Annotated in this window: 15 protein-coding genes; 12 read left to right on the forward strand and 3 right to left on the reverse strand. The window is 39.1% G+C overall.

Annotated features, from left to right (window positions below):
- The first annotated feature begins 23 nt into the window (after positions 1-23).
- From AAGV28_RS12470 to AAGV28_RS12515, 10 genes are all read left to right on the forward strand, one after another.
- Positions 24-941, forward strand: a complete 918-nt coding sequence (locus AAGV28_RS12470; RefSeq protein WP_136878593.1) for a transposase — start codon at positions 24-26, stop codon at positions 939-941.
- A 195-nt stretch (positions 942-1,136) separates the two neighbouring features.
- The gene (tnpA, locus tag AAGV28_RS12475; protein ID WP_373407130.1) at positions 1,137-1,445 is read left to right on the forward strand and encodes an IS66 family insertion sequence element accessory protein TnpA; all 309 of its coding nucleotides are present in this window, start codon (positions 1,137-1,139) and stop codon (positions 1,443-1,445) included.
- A gap of 1 nt (position 1,446) precedes the next feature.
- Entirely contained in the window at positions 1,447-1,818 is a 372-nt protein-coding gene (gene tnpB, locus AAGV28_RS12480; RefSeq protein WP_373407131.1) for an IS66 family insertion sequence element accessory protein TnpB, read from the forward strand.
- Between the two features lie 38 nt (positions 1,819-1,856).
- The gene (gene tnpC / locus AAGV28_RS12485; protein ID WP_373407132.1) at positions 1,857-3,389 is read left to right on the forward strand and encodes an IS66 family transposase; all 1,533 of its coding nucleotides are present in this window, start codon (positions 1,857-1,859) and stop codon (positions 3,387-3,389) included.
- Between the two features lie 352 nt (positions 3,390-3,741).
- Complete coding sequence (locus AAGV28_RS12490; protein WP_373407133.1) at positions 3,742-4,587, forward strand: RteC domain-containing protein; 846 nt, start codon at positions 3,742-3,744, stop codon at positions 4,585-4,587.
- A 251-nt stretch (positions 4,588-4,838) separates the two neighbouring features.
- Entirely contained in the window at positions 4,839-5,192 is a 354-nt protein-coding gene (locus AAGV28_RS12495) for a helix-turn-helix domain-containing protein (protein ID WP_034871389.1), read from the forward strand.
- Between the two features lie 24 nt (positions 5,193-5,216).
- Positions 5,217-5,525, forward strand: coding sequence for a helix-turn-helix domain-containing protein (locus AAGV28_RS12500; protein ID WP_034871390.1), 309 nt, complete (start codon positions 5,217-5,219; stop codon positions 5,523-5,525).
- An 84-nt stretch (positions 5,526-5,609) separates the two neighbouring features.
- Positions 5,610-7,076, forward strand: a complete 1,467-nt coding sequence (locus AAGV28_RS12505; RefSeq protein ID WP_034871391.1) for a DUF3945 domain-containing protein — start codon at positions 5,610-5,612, stop codon at positions 7,074-7,076.
- 3 nt (positions 7,077-7,079) lie between these two features.
- On the forward strand, positions 7,080-9,164 hold the full coding sequence (locus tag AAGV28_RS12510; RefSeq protein ID WP_037441084.1) for a type IA DNA topoisomerase: 2,085 nt from the start codon (positions 7,080-7,082) through the stop codon (positions 9,162-9,164).
- Positions 9,164-10,051 (forward strand): ORF6N domain-containing protein, encoded by an 888-nt coding sequence (locus AAGV28_RS12515; RefSeq protein ID WP_041516058.1) that lies wholly within the window; start codon positions 9,164-9,166, stop codon positions 10,049-10,051. The genes AAGV28_RS12510 and AAGV28_RS12515 overlap by 1 nt, the downstream gene beginning before the upstream one ends.
- Before the next feature lie 26 nt (positions 10,052-10,077).
- Here AAGV28_RS12515 and AAGV28_RS12520 read toward each other — a convergent pair whose 3' ends face one another.
- Entirely contained in the window at positions 10,078-10,836 is a 759-nt protein-coding gene (locus tag AAGV28_RS12520; RefSeq protein ID WP_041516057.1) for a Swt1 family HEPN domain-containing protein, read from the reverse strand.
- A 192-nt stretch (positions 10,837-11,028) separates the two neighbouring features.
- Here AAGV28_RS12520 and AAGV28_RS12525 point away from each other — a divergent pair, with 192 nt between their 5' ends.
- Both AAGV28_RS12525 and AAGV28_RS12530 read left to right on the forward strand, forming a co-directional pair.
- Positions 11,029-11,466, forward strand: coding sequence for a DUF1896 domain-containing protein (locus AAGV28_RS12525; RefSeq protein ID WP_041516056.1), 438 nt, complete (start codon positions 11,029-11,031; stop codon positions 11,464-11,466).
- Positions 11,453-16,876, forward strand: a complete 5,424-nt coding sequence (locus AAGV28_RS12530; RefSeq protein WP_041516055.1) for an N-6 DNA methylase — start codon at positions 11,453-11,455, stop codon at positions 16,874-16,876. The genes AAGV28_RS12525 and AAGV28_RS12530 overlap by 14 nt, the downstream gene beginning before the upstream one ends.
- An 8-nt stretch (positions 16,877-16,884) precedes the next feature.
- Here the strand turns inward: AAGV28_RS12530 and AAGV28_RS12535 are convergent, their stop codons facing one another.
- Both AAGV28_RS12535 and AAGV28_RS12540 read right to left on the reverse strand, forming a co-directional pair.
- Positions 16,885-17,715, reverse strand: a complete 831-nt coding sequence (locus AAGV28_RS12535) for an RteC domain-containing protein (protein WP_041516054.1) — start codon at positions 17,713-17,715, stop codon at positions 16,885-16,887.
- 89 nt (positions 17,716-17,804) lie between these two features.
- On the reverse strand, positions 17,805-19,193 hold the full coding sequence (locus AAGV28_RS12540; RefSeq protein WP_041516053.1) for a bifunctional metallophosphatase/5'-nucleotidase: 1,389 nt from the start codon (positions 19,191-19,193) through the stop codon (positions 17,805-17,807).
- Between the last annotated feature and the right edge of the window lie 13 nt (positions 19,194-19,206).

Consider the following 19,206-nt stretch of genomic DNA (forward strand, 5'->3'; position numbering starts at 1 on the left):
AGGTATTCATAATTCACGGTTTTATGCCTATAATCAATGGTTTAGACAGACATCAACTTACATTCTCTAGTTTAGAAGCTGCAATTGCTACCGATAATGATGTCCGATTTATAGATGCTTTTGTAGAAAAATTAGATCTTCAGCAACTAGGTGTTCGCTCTTTAACTTCCTCGGATAAAAAGAAAGAAGGTCGGTCATCTTTTAGTGATTCTTTATTTCTCAAACTCTATCTTTACGCTTACCTCAATGGCATTCGCAGCAGCAGAAAGCTTGAGCGTGAAGCCATCCGAAATATAGAATTGCAATGGTTGTTGCAGGGACTACATCCCAATTACCATTCCATAGCCGACTTTCGTAAAATCAATGCGACGGCGCTACAAAATCTGTTTAAACTATTTGTTTCATTTCTGAAAGATGTAGGATTAGTAGGCGGAAAAGTAATCGCCGTAGATGGCACCAAAATTAGAGGCAACAACAGCAAAAAAAATAATTACAATCCTAAAAAGATCCAACGCCACTTGGATTACATAGCACAAAAAAGCAAGGCATTGCTAGAAGAATTTGAGCAGACCGATGCCTCCGAAGATGAAGCGATAAGCCTTGGTGATGTGCAAGAAAAACTAGCTCGATTACAGCAACATAAGATAAAATACCAAGCCTTACAAGATCAGCTGGCTCAAAGCCAAGAACCACAAGTAAGCACAACAGATCCAGATGCGAGAGCCTTATTGGTAAGAGGAGTTGTTGTAGAAGTGGGTTATAATGTGCAGGCAGCCGTGGATCAAGAGCATAAATTAGTAGTGGCTACACACACGATCAATCGCAATGATAAAAATGCCTTGTATGCTATCAGCAAAGAAGCAAAAGATAATATCGAAGCAAAACAATTAACGGTCTTAGCTGCAAAAAACGGCTATAGTATACCACCTTCAGCGGATTAAAGTGAGCATAGCGCAACGGCTCAAAGTGACCCACCTTCAGCGGGTGAAAGTGAACCACTAAAAATCGATTCTATCTGTATATATTTTCCGATCTTTTTTTAACAAAAAGATTAATATAACCAAAAGTGGCTAATAAAGGTATGCGTCCGATAGAACCATATTTTAACAGATGGATGTAGTTCGTAATCTTGTTTCATGAAAAATGAGACAGAAAAAATGCGCGAACTGTACGATCAGTGGCAGACGCAAGGGATAAGCAAACAGGCTTTTTGCAATCAGAATGGTATGGGGTACCATAAATTCAATTACTGGGTTAAAAAATTCCGCGGCAAGAATGTGGCCACTGTGGCACCGGCCCGTGGGTTCAGTCAGATATCAGTTCCGCAACCAGGATTAATTGCGCCAGACCAACAGGCGCTGGCCGCAATAACTTTTCCATCCGGAGCACGTATAGAGCTATTCGGTTCTTTGGACGCATCATTTATAAGGAAGCTCATTCTTTAAAATGCTGGCCTTATCTAATAGTTGCCGGTACTTCCTGTACCGGAGCCCAACTGACATGCGCTATGGTATATACAGTTTGGCGGGTCTGGTCCGGAATGAATTAGGCTTTGATCCATCGAGCGGCGATGTTTTCGTTTTCTTAGGTAAACGACTTAATCAAATCCGGCTCTTGCAGTGGGACCGGGACGGGTTTGCCATGTATGTCAAAAAGCTGGAACAGGGCACTTTTGAATGGCCAAAGTCAGAAAATATAGCCATCACCAGCCAGCAACTGACACTTCTTTTACAGGGCGTAATGCTGGATTCCGTCCGCCTCAGAAAACGTTATCAGCACACAAAACAAGACGGGAAATTCGTGAAAAAAGTGCCATAATAGCTTGTATGGGCGTATTTTAAGCCGTATCTTCGGGTATGGAAGACACGGCGACGGACTATAAATTACTTTATGAACAAGCGCTTGCTGCACATAAAAAGTCGCTGGAATTAATATCGGAAAAGGATGAGCAGATCCTGGCCTTGAACTTTGAGCTTGATAAATACAAGCGGTATATATTCGGCAAAAAGAACGAAAAACTTGCCAGCATACACACAGATATAAAACAGATTGACCTGTTTGAGCTAGGAACCGACCAGCAGCAACAAGAGGAGCTTTCTGAGCAAGCAGTTGAAGTTGTAAAGGAAAAAACTCCCGCTAAAAAACGTGAAAAGGGAACGGGGAGAATGCTGCTTCCTGAGAACTTACGCCGTGAGATCATCATCATTGAACCTACCGAAGACGTTACCGGCTGCACTATAATCGGAGAAGAGGTCACTGAGGTGTTAGACCTGATTCCTGCTGAGTTTTTTGTGAAGCGTTATATCCGTTACAAATATGCCCGTGCCAATGGTGAGGGCATCATAACCGCATCTCTTCCAGACCGTGTAATAGATAAGGGCATTCCTTCGGAAGCAGTTATTGCCCAAATGGTTGTTGATAAATATGTTTTTGGGCTTCCCCTTCACCGGCAGATAGACAAATACAGACGGTTAGGAGTAAATGTTCCTGCTTCCACGGCCTCTGACTGGATTATGCGAGGCTGGCAGCACCTGGCTCCCTTATGGGAGCTCTTGAAACTGTTGGTTCTCAACCAGAAATATTTACAGCTAGACGAATCCCCACTAAAAGTGCTTGATAGAGATCATAAAAATGGGATCCATCAGGGCTACATGTGGATATATAATGCCCCTTGTGATAAGCTTACGCTGTTTGACTACCGGAAAGGTCGCGATCAAAGTGGGCCCAGGCAGATGCTGGAGGGATATACCGGTATACTGCAAGTGGATGGCTATTCGGTGTACGAAAAGCTTTTTGGTAATCATTCTGACATTCTTTTGGTCTACTGCATGGCTCATTCTCGCCGCCGATTCGTAGACGCTCTTAAATATGATAAGGAAAGAGCTACTTACGTGCTCGAACGCATGCAAGTTCTCTACGCTCTCGAACAACAAATGCGGGAAGAGCAACTGGATTGGGAAGAAAAGACAAAGTTAAGACAGGAAAAGTCAGTTCCGGTTCTTTTGGAATTAAAGGAGTGGATGACACAACAGCTCCCACTCGTAATCCCTAAAAGTCCACTGGGTCAGGCCATTGCTTACAGCTTATCTCGCTGGGAAGGACTGAGTGCGTATGCATTGCATGGTCAGATTGAGATCGACAATAACCTCGCGGAGAACGTAATTAGGCCTCTTGCAATCGGAAGAAAAGCATTTTTGTTCGCTGGTTCCCACCAGGCAGCAGAAATGACAGCAGCTATGTACTCCTTTATGGCTACGTGTAAGAAGAACGGTATTGATGAACAAGAATGGCTGAAAGATGTCTTTGAAAGGATCCAATCACATAAGCATAAAGATCTTTATCAACTGCTTCCAAATAACTGGATTAAGTTCCGGAATCCGAACGGTTAACTTACTTGACAAAATGCCAAACTACACAATACGGGTTCGTCGGATGCATACTAATAAAGAGTAGTTTACAAGAGAGAAAAACTCTATCGGTAACGATTTAGTAATGGTGCTTACTGCACTTGTTTTCACCTGATTACCTTGTAAATCAATATTGCAAATATAAAAAATAAAGGGTAAAGAGTATTGGTTATTTATCCTTTATTTTTACCCTTTCCTTCTACTTAATAACAAATAAAATCTCCCCACTGGGGAGAAACTGTGATAATAGTTTCAATATTATTCCCAAATTTTGACATATCAACAATAGATGAAACTCCGAAACAAATTGTGAGAACCTCTAAACGACTATGCTATGGAAATCGTGTTGAATAAAATATTATCGCAAATTCATTATCAAGAAGACAAACTATCTTCTCAAATGATGCCAACAGCGGATGAGGCTTATCAAATGACGTTGTTCCTCAACGAAATGTTATGTGCCATAAAAACCAAAGTCTTACAAGCCGGATTTAGGGATCAAAACCAGGAGATTGAATTTTTTAGGAATATTAAACCGCAAATATTAGGAAAGCTAATTTACTACAATAAAGTATTCCGCATAGAAACAACCTGTCCTGTCAATAACGGCAAAATACATCAAAACTATTATGAGAACCTATTAAAAAACCTCAAATCAGAATATAAAGAAAATATTTGCAATGAAGATTTTTACAGATACTACCGTGCTGGTAGAACAGATCGTGACCATACTTATTTCAAGCTTGGAAAGATCAATTATCACGATGGTTTAAAGAGCGGTGTATTTGAAATAGACCTTAGTTTCTCAACGTATTATGATAATAAGATAGCACATATTATTGCCAATGAATTACTTTATACTTATATGCTCAGCAAAATCAATCCCGAAGAAAACCCAGATACGATTTTACAAAATTTAGATACAAACAAGGATATTTCGTGGACCAATTCTCAAAATGCACTTATCGAACTGATATATGCTCTGTATGCTTCAAATTCCATTGCATACGGAAAAATAGGCATCCGAAAATTAGCTTTGATTTTTCAAGTGCTATTCCGAACTCCCTTAAATGATATTCATCATTCTTTCCACCGAATGAAAACAAGAGCAGGTTCAAGAACTGCATTTTTAGACCAACTCAAAATATCCCTCGAAGAATATATGGATAAAGACCTTTAGCTATATCAAAAATAACCGTTTGAAAGCAGTACCAAAACGTACTGCTTTTTTCTTTGCCCATATCTGCCAATTGGCAAATGCTCTCAAAACTTCATTACAAAATATCCAAAATCCCATAAAAACCTTGTTAAACAAGGGTTTTCCCTAATTGTAAAAATTTTAAAAAAACAGACAAACCAATTGGCAAGGCTTGGCAGACAAACACTGCCACCTTTCACAATTTTGCATAGTGAACTTTAAAAAGCTATGCAATGAAAATAATAACCATCGAAGAAGACGTGTGGATACAGCTAAATAGCCGTATCAATGCCATTGCCGACTATTTGAAAAGACAGGAAGATAAAAGCTATGATGACCTGTGGCTCAATAACCACGAGGTATGCCAATACCTGCATATCAGCGAAAAAACCTTATGGCGTATGAGAACCAAAGGCGAGATTAGTTATTCAAAAATCTACGGTCAATATTTCTACACCATGGGATCCATAAAAGATATGCTTAATGCCAACGCCATACAGAGTAGTGAGGAATTTGTACAGGAGCTTATGGCAAAAGGTAAAAGCTATATAGAAAAAGGCAGAAAGCTAAAGACAGATAAAAAATAGGTATGAACCCTTAAAAATATCATTATGAATATTGACAGAATGGAATTTTTGGCGTGGATGGAACGCTTAATGGGACGTCTTGATATGCTGGGCGATAATATAGATGATTTACAGAAGAAACGTAATAGCATAGATGGCGAGGAACTGCTCGATAACCAGGATTTACTTCAGATGCTGAAAATCAGCAACCGTTCCCTGCAACGGTATCGCTCCATCGGCAAACTGCCCTATTATACTATTAGTGGAAAGCTTTATTACAAATTGTCTGATGTTCATCAATTCATCAGAGATAGCTTTAACCCACCCACAATTAAGATGAACGTCAATAAGTGACAAACACTGCCTTTGAGTGCCAAGTAATGCAATTCAGTGAAGGCTTCCTTTACATTCGGCATTGAATTTTAAAATTTTCAGACTATGAGTGAAGAAACAACAAATAAGCAGGAAATGCCCGAACAGTTATCGGACATATTGCTGGTGCTGGATAAAGAAAAAATGAAAATCCAAGCCGTAAAGAGTATAGACGAAAACGGGAAAATGGAAACTGTTGATCCCACGAAGAAAAACCAAAACCAGTTTATGCGTGTGGACAAAAGTGGTGATTTCTTTTCGAACTTCTTCTCCAATTTTTTCAGCCAGCTAAAGAACCCTACCAATTTTTCATTCTTTAAAGTGCCTGCACCTGTCGCTGTTGAAAAAGCACAGGAAATGCAAAAGCAGGTTGACAAGCCAACTCCTGAAGGCGAAAAAATAATGAAAGAGCACGAAGTAAAAATAGAACAGCAATCGGATAAAAAACAAGTAAATCAAAATAATATGGCAACAACAGAAACAACACAGCAAGCAAGCGAATACCGCTACAAACCGGAGCAGATTGATTGGGATACTATGACCAATCTCGGATTAAGCAAGGAATACCTTGAAAAGAGAAACCTACTTGAACCTTTATTGAAAGGTTACAAAACGAATGAACTCTTACCGATTGGTGTCAACCTCGGTGGTACAATTCTTCGTACAGATGCCCGCTTGTCTTTACAGCAAGCCGAAGACGGAAAAGTTGTGGTAGGAATACACGGCATCAAAAAAGAACCCAATTTGCATTTTGAATTTTTCGGGCACAAGTTTACGGATGAAGACAAAAAGAACCTGCTCGAAACTGGTAATATGGGGCGTGTGGTAGATTTGAAAAATTCCAAAACTGGCGAACTGATGCCTTCCATTATCAGTATAGACAGACTAACGAATGATGTAATTGCATTGAGGACGGATTTTATAAAAGTTCCAGATGAAATTAAAGGCGTGAAATTGGACGATGCCCAGAAACAAACCTTAATGGAGGGTAAACCGCTAAAGTTAGAGGGTATGATTTCTACCAAAGGAACAGAATTTTCGGCAACAGTACAATTCAATGCAGACAAGCGATATGTGGAGTTTCTGTTTGACCGCAACAATTCTAACAGGCAAACCCAAAGCAATGGACAAACTCAAAACAATCAGCAAAACCAATCTCAGGAAGCTCCAAAAACATTCAGAGGTAAAGAATTGACCGATGATCAACATAAGGATTTTAAAGCCGGTCAAACCATCTACATTGATGGATTGAAAGATAAAAAAGGGCAACCATATCAAGGTTATATCACTTTCAATAAAGAAAATGGAAAAACCAATTTTGAATTTCCAAATCAATACAAGGAAAGAGTAAAACCAACCGAAGCCCATAAAACGCAAACTGCTGTCAATTCGGAGGGCAAGACCAATGAAGCGACCAAAAATATCAAAGAGCCTTTGAAGTCTGGTCAACAAACACCGAAAAACAAACAACAGCAGGAACAACAGGAAAAGCCCAAAGCTCCAGCAAAAACCAGAGGCAAAAAAATATCTTAAAGTATGAAAACAATCATTGCAGAAAAACCAAGCGTAGCAAGGGAAATAGCCGGACTTTTGGGAGCATCTGATAAAAAGGAGGGCTACCTTACAGGCAACGGCTATTTTGTTACCTGGGCATTCGGACATTTAATAGGGTTGGGAATGCCCGAAGATTATGGAATTTCGGGATTTGATAAAACAGCGTTACCAATTTTACCCAATTCTTTTTTATTAACTGTTCGCAAAGTAAAAAAAGATAAAGGCTATACAGCCGATACAGGAGCGTTAAAGCAACTAAAAATTATTGAACAGCTTTTCAATAAAAGCGAGAGCATTATTGTGGCTACCGATGCAGGCCGTGAAGGCGAATTGATATTTCGTTACATCTACGAATACCTGAAATGCAACAAACCGTTTGAACGGCTTTGGATAAGTTCGTTGACCGAAAAAGCCATCAAGCAAGGATTTGAAAACCTAAAACAAGGAAAAGAATTTGACGGATTATACCAAGCAGCACAAGGCAGAAGCCGAGCTGATTGGTTGGTAGGCATTAATGCAACACAAGCATTGAGCATTGCCGCAGGAAATGGTATCTATTCCCTCGGAAGAGTGCAAACGCCTACCTTGGCTTTGATATGCAAACGTTATTTGGAAAACAAGAATTTCAAGGTTAAGAATTATTGGCAGATACAGCTATCGCATAATAAAGAGTTGATAGATTTTAAAAGTATTTCCAAAACAAAATGGGAAGACCAAAAACTTGCCGTTGATACGCTGAAAGCCATTCAACGAAACGAAACTACAACAATTACATCAGTAGAAACCAAAAGCGTTACGGAACAACCGCCTTTGCTATTCGATCTTACCGGATTGCAGAAAGAAGCCAATAAAAAACTGAATTTGTCTGCTGACGAAACCCTAAATATTGCTCAAAGCCTCTATGAAAAGAAGTTTATCACTTATCCACGTACCGGAAGCAAATATATTCCTGAGGATATGTGGGCAGAAATCCCCAATCTTGTAAGGGCTTTACAGGACAGAGAAAGCTGCAAACAAGCGATTACAAAAATGAAATGGGGTCGCTTCAATAAACGTATTGTGAACGATTTGCGTGTTACCGATCACCACGGTTTGTTGATTACAGATAAAATTCCTTCAGCACTGAATGCAAAGGAAAATTCCGTTTATGATATGATTGCCTTTCGATTGCTCGAAGCCCTTTCACAAGCCTGCATCAAGGAGATAACCGATGTTGCTTTACAGTCATTGCATTATGATTTTACCGCAAAAGGCTGTAAGATAATTGAACCTGGTTGGCGTTCCATCAAAGGGAATTTCTCCGATGATGATATTGAGCCTGTACAGGATTTACCTGAACTAAATAAGGGCGATGAACTCAAAATAAAAGAAGCTTCCGTTCTCGAAAAGAAAACCAAACCACCTGTACTTTATACCGAAGCAGGACTTTTATCAGCTATGGAAAGTGCTGGAAGAGAAATAGAAAATGAAGAAGAACGGAAAGCGTTGCAAAACATCGGTATCGGCACTCCCGCTACAAGGGCCTCCATCATCGAAACCCTGTTTACTCGAAATTATATCCAACGAGATAAGAAATCTTTAATACCAACTGAGAAAGGATTACAGGTTTACGAATTAGTCAAAAATCGCAAAATTGCAGACGTGGCAATGACAGCCGAATGGGAACTCACATTGCAGAAAATCGAAAACAACGAAGCAGATGCAAGGGTGTTTCAAAAGGAAATGGAAAATTACGCCTCATCTATTACCAATGAGCTGTTGCAGACTTCCATTGCCCAAAACAACTTGCCAAAACTCATTTGCCCGAAATGCAAAAGCCAGCAACTCATTATCCGTGATAAAATCGTGAAGTGTACTGATGAGGCTTGTAATTGGGTTCAGTTCCGTAATGTGTGTGGTATACAAATCGGCATAACCGATATTGAAAATCTTGTCAATAAAAAGAAAACTTCACTTATCAAAGGAATGAAAAGCAAAGCAGGAAAAAAATTCGATGCTTATATCGTGTTGAATGAAAATGCCGAAAGTTCCTTTGAGTTTGATAAAAATAAAAGCTACAAAAAGTGATGGAAAATAAACTTATCATTACCAGCAAGGAAATAGAAAACCAAATCTATACTGTAAGAGGGCAACAAGTGATGCTCGACAGCGACCTTGCAAGGATTTATCAGGTAGAGACCAAAGTCTTCAATCAGGCAGTAAAACGTAACGCAGGTCGTTTCCCTGAAAACTTTCGTTTCCAATTGGCACAGGAGGAATTTGATGCCATCAACTTGAGGTCACAATTTGTGACCTCAAGTTTGAATTATGGTGGCAGGCGTTATCTGCCCTACGTTTTCACTGAACAAGGTATTGCAATGCTGGCTTCGGTACTCCGCTCAACGGTAGCTATAAAGGTCAGCATTGAGATTATGAATGCTTTTGTTGAAATGCGAAGAATGCTAATGAGCAATGCTTCGCTTTTTCATCGTCTGGATAAAATTGAACTGAAACAATTAGAAGCTGACCAAAAATTTGAAGAGATTTTTAAGGCTTTGGAAAGCGATAAACTCCACAGCGAAAAAGGGATTTTCTATGATGGACAGATTTTCGATGCTTATAGCTTTGTTTCTGATATTATACGAAGTGCCAAAAGTTCTATTATCTTGCTGGATAATTATGTGGACGATACGGTGTTGACTTTATTAGGTAAACGGAATAATAATGTAACGGCAACAGTATATACCAAAAACATCAGCAATCACCTACGGCTGGATGTACAACGGTACAACAGCCAATATCCTCAGATTGAAGTTAAATTATTTGCAGATGCCCACGACCGGTTTTTGATTATTGACAGTACGGAACTTTATCATATTGGGGCATCACTCAAAGACCTGGGCAAGAAATGGTTTGCCTTTTCGAGAATGGATATTGAGGTTGGTAGGATGTTACAAATTTTGAATGATCAATAACCCCTCCAATTTGGAGGGGTTATTGATTATATTTGTAATTGAGCAGTAATGCTCTTATAATAAACTTTTAGGGCATCCCGCTCATCTTTTCCAACATAACTATTGTGAGCAACCAAACAACGTATTTTGTATAATTCATCAACCATTACGTTTAGCCAATGTTCATTTTGCTTCGGAAAATACTTTCCAAAGACTGACCAATTTCCAACTATTATTTTACCTAATTCAATAAAATCACAATAAAACAAATCATTACCACCTCGTAATGGTAAATATTTACTTTCTTGTTCGCTCTTTTTTAATTTATCTATTGTGTCTTGTACTTTTCTTGGAATATTTACAGTTTCTGTCTTCATAATCTCTTCAATGAATTTTCTTAATGAATTTTCAATACAATATAAATACAAGTAAACTTCCGACATTTCTCTTCCTTTTTGTTGAATATCTTGAGGTAAAAGATTTAGATGGCCAAAGTTTACATTTTGTTGTATTTCTTCTATACTATCCATTAGAGAATTTTCATCAGAAATTAGTGGATAGAATATCTCATTAATATATTTTCTGCGCTCAGCATATCCTCCTTTAGCTTGCATCTCTCTTCTAAATTCTTGAAGTGTAACACAAGTTTTAAATTCTCTCGGTTGGTTAGAAAGAAACTTGGTCGATTGTTTAAGTTCATTTTTTAAACTTTTGTATTCTGCTTCATTTTCGCTTGATATAGAAACATCAGTTGAAGCACCGGTAAGAAGTATTTTTAAACGCTCAATATTGTCTGTGTAATTCATTTTTTTGATATAATCATCAATACTTTGAAATAAGTTGTATTAATGAGTGGTTCTATGGTTACAAAAATACAAATTAATTTCTCCTGTATTTTATAAGTACACGCCAAATCCATCCTCTCGAAGCCAAACTCTACCACTTATACAAAGGCTCTTCTAAACTGTTATAATTTTAAAACTCTAATAAATTATAGTATGGATACACAACAAAAAGACCTATCATATTTCAGGTTACGACTACAAGAATTATTAAATACCAGCTTCCCAGAAAAAGCAAACGACCAAAAATTTATTGAACAACGTTCCTTGTGGGCTACTAATGCCTACGAGGGCGCTTTTCGTTCGGGAAATACTATTGAACAATGCAACGAAATAGCCAATTACATTCTTTTTGAGGGCTTGCACTTCTCCAAATTCGATACAGTTTTCCAAGTCGTATGCAATGAGTTTGATACCATAATGGCGGATGAGGAACTGCGACCGTTCGCTCTTAAAATGTTCCCTGTTTGTGAGCCGGCTTTCTCCGGCTATCAACTAACCGATGATTTCGCTTATAACACAGAGTACGACCTACTCTATACCGAAATAACAGGAACCATCGCAATATGGATAGAGGAAAATGGGCTTCAGTAAGAAGCAACATCTCCAAAAGAACATTGATGCCCTGCGAATTGCTTTTAGACTAGAAAAGGAGAAACGACAAGCCACAGTAGGCGAAAGACTGCTAATGATGCAATACAGCGGATTTGGCGGTCTTAAATTCGTGCTGAACCCCATAGCGAACGAAATAGACATCAATCATTGGAGAAAAACGGAACATGAGCTTTTCCCGATTACGCAGGAACTCCACCAGCTACTCAAGGAAAATTCCGAAGACGAAAAGCAATACCGCAGGTATGTGGACGGTATGAAAAGCTCTGTTCTGACGGCTTTTTATACACCACCACAAATCATTGATACGATTTCCGCAACCTTGCGTGAAAGCGGTTTAAACATTAATAAGTTCCTTGAACCCTCCGCAGGTATCGGCTCATTTATACAATCCTTTTCAGAAAATCAAAAAGCCAGTGTTACTGCCTATGAAAAAGACTTGCTCACAGGCAAGATTTTAAATCAGCTTTATCCCGATAGCAATATCCGTATAAGTGGTTTTGAGGAAATACCCGAAAAGGAACAAAACAGCTATGATGTAATCGCCAGTAATATTCCATTTGGCGATACTTCTGTATTCGACCTTTCCTACTCCCGAAGCAAGGACAGTGCAAAAGTGCAGGCTTCCCGAAGCATACACAATTATTTTTTCCTGAAAGGTGCTGATATGTTGCGTGAGGGTGGCTTGTTGGCTTACATTACTTCGCAGGGTATTCTCAATAGCCCAAAGAACGAACCGATACGCAGGGCGTTGATGCAGGATAACAATTTGGTTTCAGTCGTTCGATTGCCCAATAACCTGTTTACGGAATATGCAGGAACGGAGGTCGGAAGCGATCTGATTATTCTGCAAAAGAACACGGCGAAACAAAGTCTGACCGAAAGGGAAGACCTGTTTTGCCAAAGCAGGCAAACAGAATACAATACTCCTGGCAATGCACTCTTTCAGGATAGCGCAAGGATTGTACATACCGATCGGAAATTAGATACCGACCCTTATGGACAATCTGCACTAATTTATACACACAAAGACGGGGTTGAGGGAATTGCTAAAGACCTCAAACAAATGCTTATCAATGATTTTGGGAAGCATCTTAATTTGAATTTATACAAAGGCGAACGGAACGATGAACCTATAATACAAATTCCCGCTACTCCAAAGGTAAAGCCTCCAATTGTCGAACCCGTAGCCATTCAGCCACAGCTTGTACCAACTCCTGCAAGTAATCAAGACACTACACAGGAATTGAAACAGCTAAGCATTTTTGACCTGTTTGAAAATGCGTACGAACCTGTTATGGTTGTTGCTCCGCCCAAAAGAACAACACAAGTTAAAAGGCAAAGCATCAACAAAATTAGCCGTGCAATAGGTCGCCAACCTGACCTGTTCGGTAGTTCGATGCAGCAGCCTTATGCGCCACCTGTTACTAATAGTGTCACCAATGGAAATACATCTACCAATGGCAAAAAACAGGAAGCTATTGGCGACCTGTTTTCAACAATAAACGGGAATGGTCAAACTGATAAGCCAGTCGTTCCCGATACTATTCCAGAACCTGCTCCTTATAGTGGCAAACTGCATCCATTCTACCGTAACGATTGCCTAGTCGCAGATAATGGTTGGGTCGGTCATCTGCAAGATATAGATACATCAAATGAAAAAGCAATTTTTCATCCTTTGCAATTACCGACTTCACAGAAAGCAAGAGCCGAAGCATACATTGCGTTACGTGATGTTTACCAAGAGCTTTACAACAAAGAGGCAAAGTTTCAGACCGAACACAAAGGAGAAAGGGAAAACCTTAACCGTCTTTATGATGAGTTTGTCAAAAAGTACGGTAACCTCAACAGTGCCGATAACATCAAACTCATAAAAACGGATAGCTCCGGTAAGGAGATCCCTTATCTGGAGCGTGTGGTTGGTGGTGTGGTACACAAAGCCGATATATTCAGCCGCCCTGTTAGTTTTTCTACCATAACCATAGCAACGGACAATCCCGAAGAAGCGTTAGCGGCTGCGCTGAACAAATACGGAAGCGTGGATTTGGACTATATGTCCGAAATCAGCGGTATGACGGACGAGGCTTTAAAAGAAGCATTACACGGTCGTATTTACTACAATCCTTTGCAAAAAGAATATGAAATATCTGAACGCTGGATTGCAGGGAACGTGGTAGAAAAAGCCCAAGAGATACAGAACTACATTGAAAACAATCCCAATGATATCGAAGCCAAAACAAGCCTTACTGTTTTGGAAGAAGCCCGACCAAGACGAATTGAGTTTGAGGAACTCGATTTTAATTTAGGTGAACGCTGGATACCCACTGGTATTTATGCCCGTTTTGCTTCACATCTTTTTGATACGGACGTACTAGTTCATTATTCTGAAAGTTCGGATGACTTTTCCGTAAAGTGCGACCGTAAGAATTTGCATATATGGGAAAAATACGCTGTCAAAGCTGAAAGCCGGACGTTTGACGGTATTGCCCTGCTTAAACACGCCCTTGTCAATACCACGCCTGATATTACTAAAAAAATTACGGTTGGCGACCAAGAAGTCAAGGTACGGGATATGGAAGCCATACAAATGGCGAACACCAAGATTGACGAAATCCGTACCGCATTTACCGAATGGCTACACGCCCAAAACGATGAGTTTAAAAACAGGCTGACCGACCAATACAACGATACTTTTAATTGCTTCGTTCGACCGAACTATAACGGAAGCCATCAGGACTTTCCGGGTTTAGACCGTAAGGCATTAGGTATTGAAGACTTGTATTCGAGCCAAAAAGACACCGTTTGGATGATAAAACTGAACAATGGTGCTATCTGCGACCACGAAGTAGGTGCAGGAAAAACGTTGGTAATGTGTACCGCAGCACAGGAAATGAAGCGTTTGGGCTTAGCCCATAAACCTATGATTATCGGGCTGAAAAGCAATGTTCACGAAATTGCCGAAGCCTACCGCACTGCCTATCCACACTCTAAAATTCTGTTTCCAGGCAAAGAGGATTTTACACCTCAAAAGCGGATGAGGATTTTCGGGGATATTAAAAACAATGATTGGGATTGCGTAATCCTCACACACGACCAATTTGGGATGATACCGCAATCGCCCGAAATACAAAAGGAAATTCTCCAAATCGAATTGGATAGTGTAGAACGAAACCTCGATGCACTACAATCACAAGGCAAGGAAGTGACCAGGGGTATGCTTGCTGGAGTAATCAAGCGGAAAGAAAACCTCGAAGTTAAACTCAAAACCCTGCAACACGATATTGAAAATCGCAAAGATGACGTAGTGGATTTTAAGATGATGGGCATTGACCATTTGCTTGTGGACGAAAGCCATCAATTCAAAAACTTGATGTTTAACACAAGACATTCCAGAGTTGCAGGATTGGGTAATGTTGACGGAAGCCAAAAGGCAATCAACCTTTTGTTTGCTATCCGCACCATTCAGGAACGCATTAATGCGGATATGGGAGCAACTTTCCTTTCCGGAACGACCATCAGTAATTCGTTAACCGAACTGTACCTATTATTCAAATACCTCAGACCAAGAGCAATGGAAAAACAGGGCATTCATTCTTTTGATGCCTGGGCTGCTATTTACGCAAGGAAAACAACCGATTATGAATTTTCGGTTGCCAATAATATTGTTGCAAAAGAACGTTTCCGCTATTTTATCAAAGTGCCGGAGTTGGCGCAATTCTATTCAGAAATAACGGATTACCGAACGGCTAAGGATATAGGCATTGACCGCCCTAACAAGAATGAGGTATTATATAACATACCACCTACACCCGATCAGGAAGTGTTTATTCAAAAACTAATGGAATTTGCCAAATCGGGAAATGCTTCTTTATTAGGAAGAGCTCCTTTATCTCCATCTGAAGAAAAGGCAAAAATGCTCATCGCTACTGATTATGCCCGTAAGATGTCTTTGGATATGCGGATGGTAAGCGGTGCGTATGATGACCACCCCGACAATAAGGCTTCGCATTGTGCGGACAACATTGCTAAATATTACAACCAATATAATGCACAAAAAGGAACGCAGTTTGTTTTCTCCGATTTGGGAACCTACAAGCCAGGCGAATGGAATGTGTATTCCGAAATCAAACGCAAGCTTGTGGAAGACCACGGTATCCCTGCGAACGAAGTACGTTTTATTCAGGAAGCAAAAAATGACAAGCAACGCAAAGAGCTTATCAAAGGAATGAATGAAGGTAAAATCCGCATACTTTTCGGTTCTACAAGTATGTTGGGCACAGGAGTTAACGCACAAAAAAGAGCCGTTGCTGTTCACCATTTGGATACACCGTGGCGACCAAGTGACCTTGCCCAAAGGGACGGCAGAGCTGTTCGCAAAGGCAATGAAATTGCCAAGTTCTTCGCAGGTAATAAAGTAGATGTAATCATTTATGCCGTAGAAAAATCATTGGACAGCTATAAGTTTAACCTACTATACAATAAACAACTATTCATAGACCAATTGAAAAACAACAATCTCGGCAAACGAACCATTGACGAGGGCAGTATGGACGAAAAATCGGGAATGAATTTTTCGGAATATGTGGCTATCCTATCAGGAAATACCGACCTGTTGGATAAAGCTAAATTAGAAAAACAGATTGCGGGGTTAGAAAGCGAAAAACAGGCGTTCAACCGTTCAAAGTATAGTGCGAAGTACAAATTGGAAGACTATACGGCTGAACTTGATAAAGCCCAATCCCGCTTTGACCGTATGAGCCTTGATTGGAATAATCTACAAGGGCGTATTCAAAAACGTTCGGATGGTACAATTGCAAATCCTGTACAGTTGGACGGTTTACCGCCCAATGCGGATATAAAACAAATCGGTGCAAAGCTTAACCAGCTTGCGGACAAAGCCCGCACCGGAGGTCAGTATGAAGAAATAGGAAGCCTGTACGGATTTACCTTGTATGTCAAAACCGAAATGTCCGAAAAGGAGGGCGTGGATATACGGGTAAACCGCTTTTTAGTGCAGGGAGAGGGCAATATCAAATATACCTACAACAACGGTTTAATTGCTAAAGATGAGAAGCTGGCGGCTATGAACTTTCTTAATGCACTGGAGAAATTGCCGGGCTATATCGAGCAGGAGCAAAAGAAAATTGCGGAAATACAGAAGGATTTACCTGTTCTTCAGAACGTGGTAAACGGTATGTGGTCTAAAGAGAGCCGATTGAGCGAACTCAAAACGGAACTGGCTGCCGTTGAACGGAAGATACAGTTGTCTATCACTCCGGAACCTAAAGAAGAACCAGCAGAACAAACCGAAAAACAGAAGCAAACTATAAAAATTTCAAAAGAGAATGAACAAACAAAAGCTATTACAATTCATCTATCAAGAGGAATTTAATAAGAAAGTTATTTTACTTCATCCTCCTCATCCATTTTTTTGATCAAAGTATCACGCATACTATCAAGAAATTTTGTCCTGTTCACTTTTCGTGATTTAAGCTCCATAAATGTATGATAGAAATCCCCCAAATCAATATTAAAGGTACATTCGAATGTTTTAGCAATCAGTTTTAAATCGGCATTACCATTATCAAATACTCCTTGTGAATATAGGCCGTAAACCAATTCGGTTAAAGCAGTTTTACTTCCAGTCCAATTTAATGAAGAATAATCAAATACTTTTTTCTGATTTTTATTATTCAGTTGGTCTTCGAGATATACTTGTATCAAATCATTGGCAATTATTTTAGCTACTTTATAGTCGTGTGAAGTTGTAAAATTGTGATCAGTTTCAAAATAGTAAGTATCTATGCTTAATCTCACATCATAACCACCTCTTACAAAATACCTCTCATCAAGATAGATGCTATTGGTTCTATAATACTTATAAAATTCGAGGTTGTTATCAAAAAATCTTTTTAGTTTTGCTAATTCATTGTCAATATACTTCTTTATTGTTTTCCCATTTCCATAAGGCTTTTTGGTTTCTATCTTATAAATAGCATTGTAATAAATTAATTTGGACAGAATAACAGGTTTCAACTTTTTAAAGAAGTAGATTTCTTCTTGTTTATTTTTAAAACCTCGTTTTAATACAAATTCTTTTAACTTTGATAAGCAATCTACTATAAGCACAATAACTTCCTGTGGCAGTAAGATTGGGTCATCTACTTCCAATGTCAACTCCTTGATTTTTTCTTCGAGTTTCTGTACGCATTCATTATAGTATTTTTCCATAGATTTTAGTTTAAGATTAAAATCGTAATGGGTAAGAACCCCGATATAATTTTAGCTATGTGGTTTTCATTGCAAAAAGATTTATGGTGTTAGGAATTTGTTTTTAAATAATCAACAAGAGCTTGTACCGCAGTTACTTTTAAATGTGTTCTGTTGGTTCCATATTTTTCTGACACACCTTGTTCAGTGATATAGGCAACCTTATATGTTTTTTGTTTTTTTAAATGTTCGTTCTCGTAGTAGATTTCCTCAATACGATAGCCATACGGATTTTCAATGTGGAATTTGATCTGTAATCCTAAATATCGTTTACAGTAACCGCCCATTTGTTTCATAGGATTAGCTGAAAAAGTACGTTCAAAGTTTTCTTCCAACATATCAATGATCTCTTGTCCCGTCATATCAACGGTAGAAATGATTGGGTTCATAGGAACCATACTGTACAAATCCCACATCGTAATATTTCCTTTATCAATAGGCGCACCGTAACGCCATCCGTTAGAAAATGCTATGTTTACACCAGCAGCCTTGCTAATTGCTTTTAATAACAGATTATCCATAGATGATGAGAAAGCATCATACCGATGTAATATGGTATTCGTTCTCCCAACAACATCTTCTTGCAAGTTTCTGTATGAAGCCATAATGTCATTTACAATATGTTCTACTGGTTTATGGCTCGCAACATCTTCGTTCACTTCTATAAGCTTGTATTGATAATTTATAATTTTATTATCTACGATGGAAAGTTTAAGATGTCCCACAAAAGAGCCGTGGCAACCACACTGTATTATTATGGTATCTTTTACTTTTACAGGTTCATATATTCTGTTGTGGGTGTGCGCACTTAAACATATATCAATTCCTGTTGTACTTTTAAGTAATTCAATATCCTGCGGGTAGCCATTGTGCGAAAGTAATATGACCAAACTTGCTCCCAATCCCTTTACTTCTTTTACATAACCGTTTATTTCATCCATTCCGTCAGTTACATAAATTCCTTGTTTGAACTTAGCAGGCATCGTCTTATCGATAATATTGGCACAAATACCGATTACAGCAATTTTTTGATTACCTACCTCAATAAATGAATACGGTTTCAGCAGTAGGGTACCGTCATCCTTATAAACATTGACACCTAATACGGGATAATTAAGTAGTTTATCTAATGCTAAAAGATGTTCCGGCCTATAGGCAAAATCCCAATGTCCCACCATTGCACTAAAACTAAGTTTGTTTAAAATTGGAATTAGTACTTCGCCTCTGGAAGCCACTACGGGTAAGGTTCCGTGAAAGGTATCGCCTCCGTCAAAAAACAAGGTGTGTTCATTCTCTTTTCTTATCTTCTCGAAAACAGAGGCGATTTTTGCATAGCCTCCTGCTGTTTTAATAAATTCCCCGTCCTTACCATAAAATAGTTCTGGGTGTGGTTCAAGATAACCGTGTACATCATTTATAAATCCTATTGATAATTCCATTATATATAATTTA

This window comes from Flavobacterium zubiriense, from assembly GCF_041729725.1.
Taxonomy (GTDB): Bacteria; Bacteroidota; Bacteroidia; order Flavobacteriales; family Flavobacteriaceae; genus Flavobacterium; species Flavobacterium zubiriense.

Excerpts from the sequence above, each read along its gene's own strand:
- AAGV28_RS12520 (WP_041516057.1), bottom strand. The coding sequence starts at position 10,836 with ATGAATTACACAGACAATATTGAGCGTTTAAAAATACTTCTTACCGGT.
- AAGV28_RS12515 (WP_041516058.1), top strand. The coding sequence starts at position 9,164 with ATGGAAAATAAACTTATCATTACCAGCAAGGAAATAGAAAACCAAATC.
- AAGV28_RS12525 (WP_041516056.1), top strand. The coding sequence starts at position 11,029 with ATGGATACACAACAAAAAGACCTATCATATTTCAGGTTACGACTACAA.
- tnpB (WP_373407131.1), top strand. The coding sequence starts at position 1,447 with ATGCTGGCCTTATCTAATAGTTGCCGGTACTTCCTGTACCGGAGCCCA.
- AAGV28_RS12500 (WP_034871390.1), top strand. The coding sequence starts at position 5,217 with ATGAATATTGACAGAATGGAATTTTTGGCGTGGATGGAACGCTTAATG.
- AAGV28_RS12540 (WP_041516053.1), bottom strand. The coding sequence starts at position 19,193 with ATGGAATTATCAATAGGATTTATAAATGATGTACACGGTTATCTTGAA.
- AAGV28_RS12505 (WP_034871391.1), top strand. The coding sequence starts at position 5,610 with ATGAGTGAAGAAACAACAAATAAGCAGGAAATGCCCGAACAGTTATCG.
- AAGV28_RS12495 (WP_034871389.1), top strand. The coding sequence starts at position 4,839 with ATGAAAATAATAACCATCGAAGAAGACGTGTGGATACAGCTAAATAGC.
- AAGV28_RS12535 (WP_041516054.1), bottom strand. The coding sequence starts at position 17,715 with ATGGAAAAATACTATAATGAATGCGTACAGAAACTCGAAGAAAAAATC.
- tnpA (WP_373407130.1), top strand. The coding sequence starts at position 1,137 with ATGAAAAATGAGACAGAAAAAATGCGCGAACTGTACGATCAGTGGCAG.
- AAGV28_RS12530 (WP_041516055.1), top strand. The coding sequence starts at position 11,453 with ATGGGCTTCAGTAAGAAGCAACATCTCCAAAAGAACATTGATGCCCTG.
- AAGV28_RS12490 (WP_373407133.1), top strand. The coding sequence starts at position 3,742 with ATGGAAATCGTGTTGAATAAAATATTATCGCAAATTCATTATCAAGAA.
- tnpC (WP_373407132.1), top strand. The coding sequence starts at position 1,857 with ATGGAAGACACGGCGACGGACTATAAATTACTTTATGAACAAGCGCTT.
- AAGV28_RS12470 (WP_136878593.1), top strand. The coding sequence starts at position 24 with ATGCCTATAATCAATGGTTTAGACAGACATCAACTTACATTCTCTAGT.
- AAGV28_RS12510 (WP_037441084.1), top strand. The coding sequence starts at position 7,080 with ATGAAAACAATCATTGCAGAAAAACCAAGCGTAGCAAGGGAAATAGCC.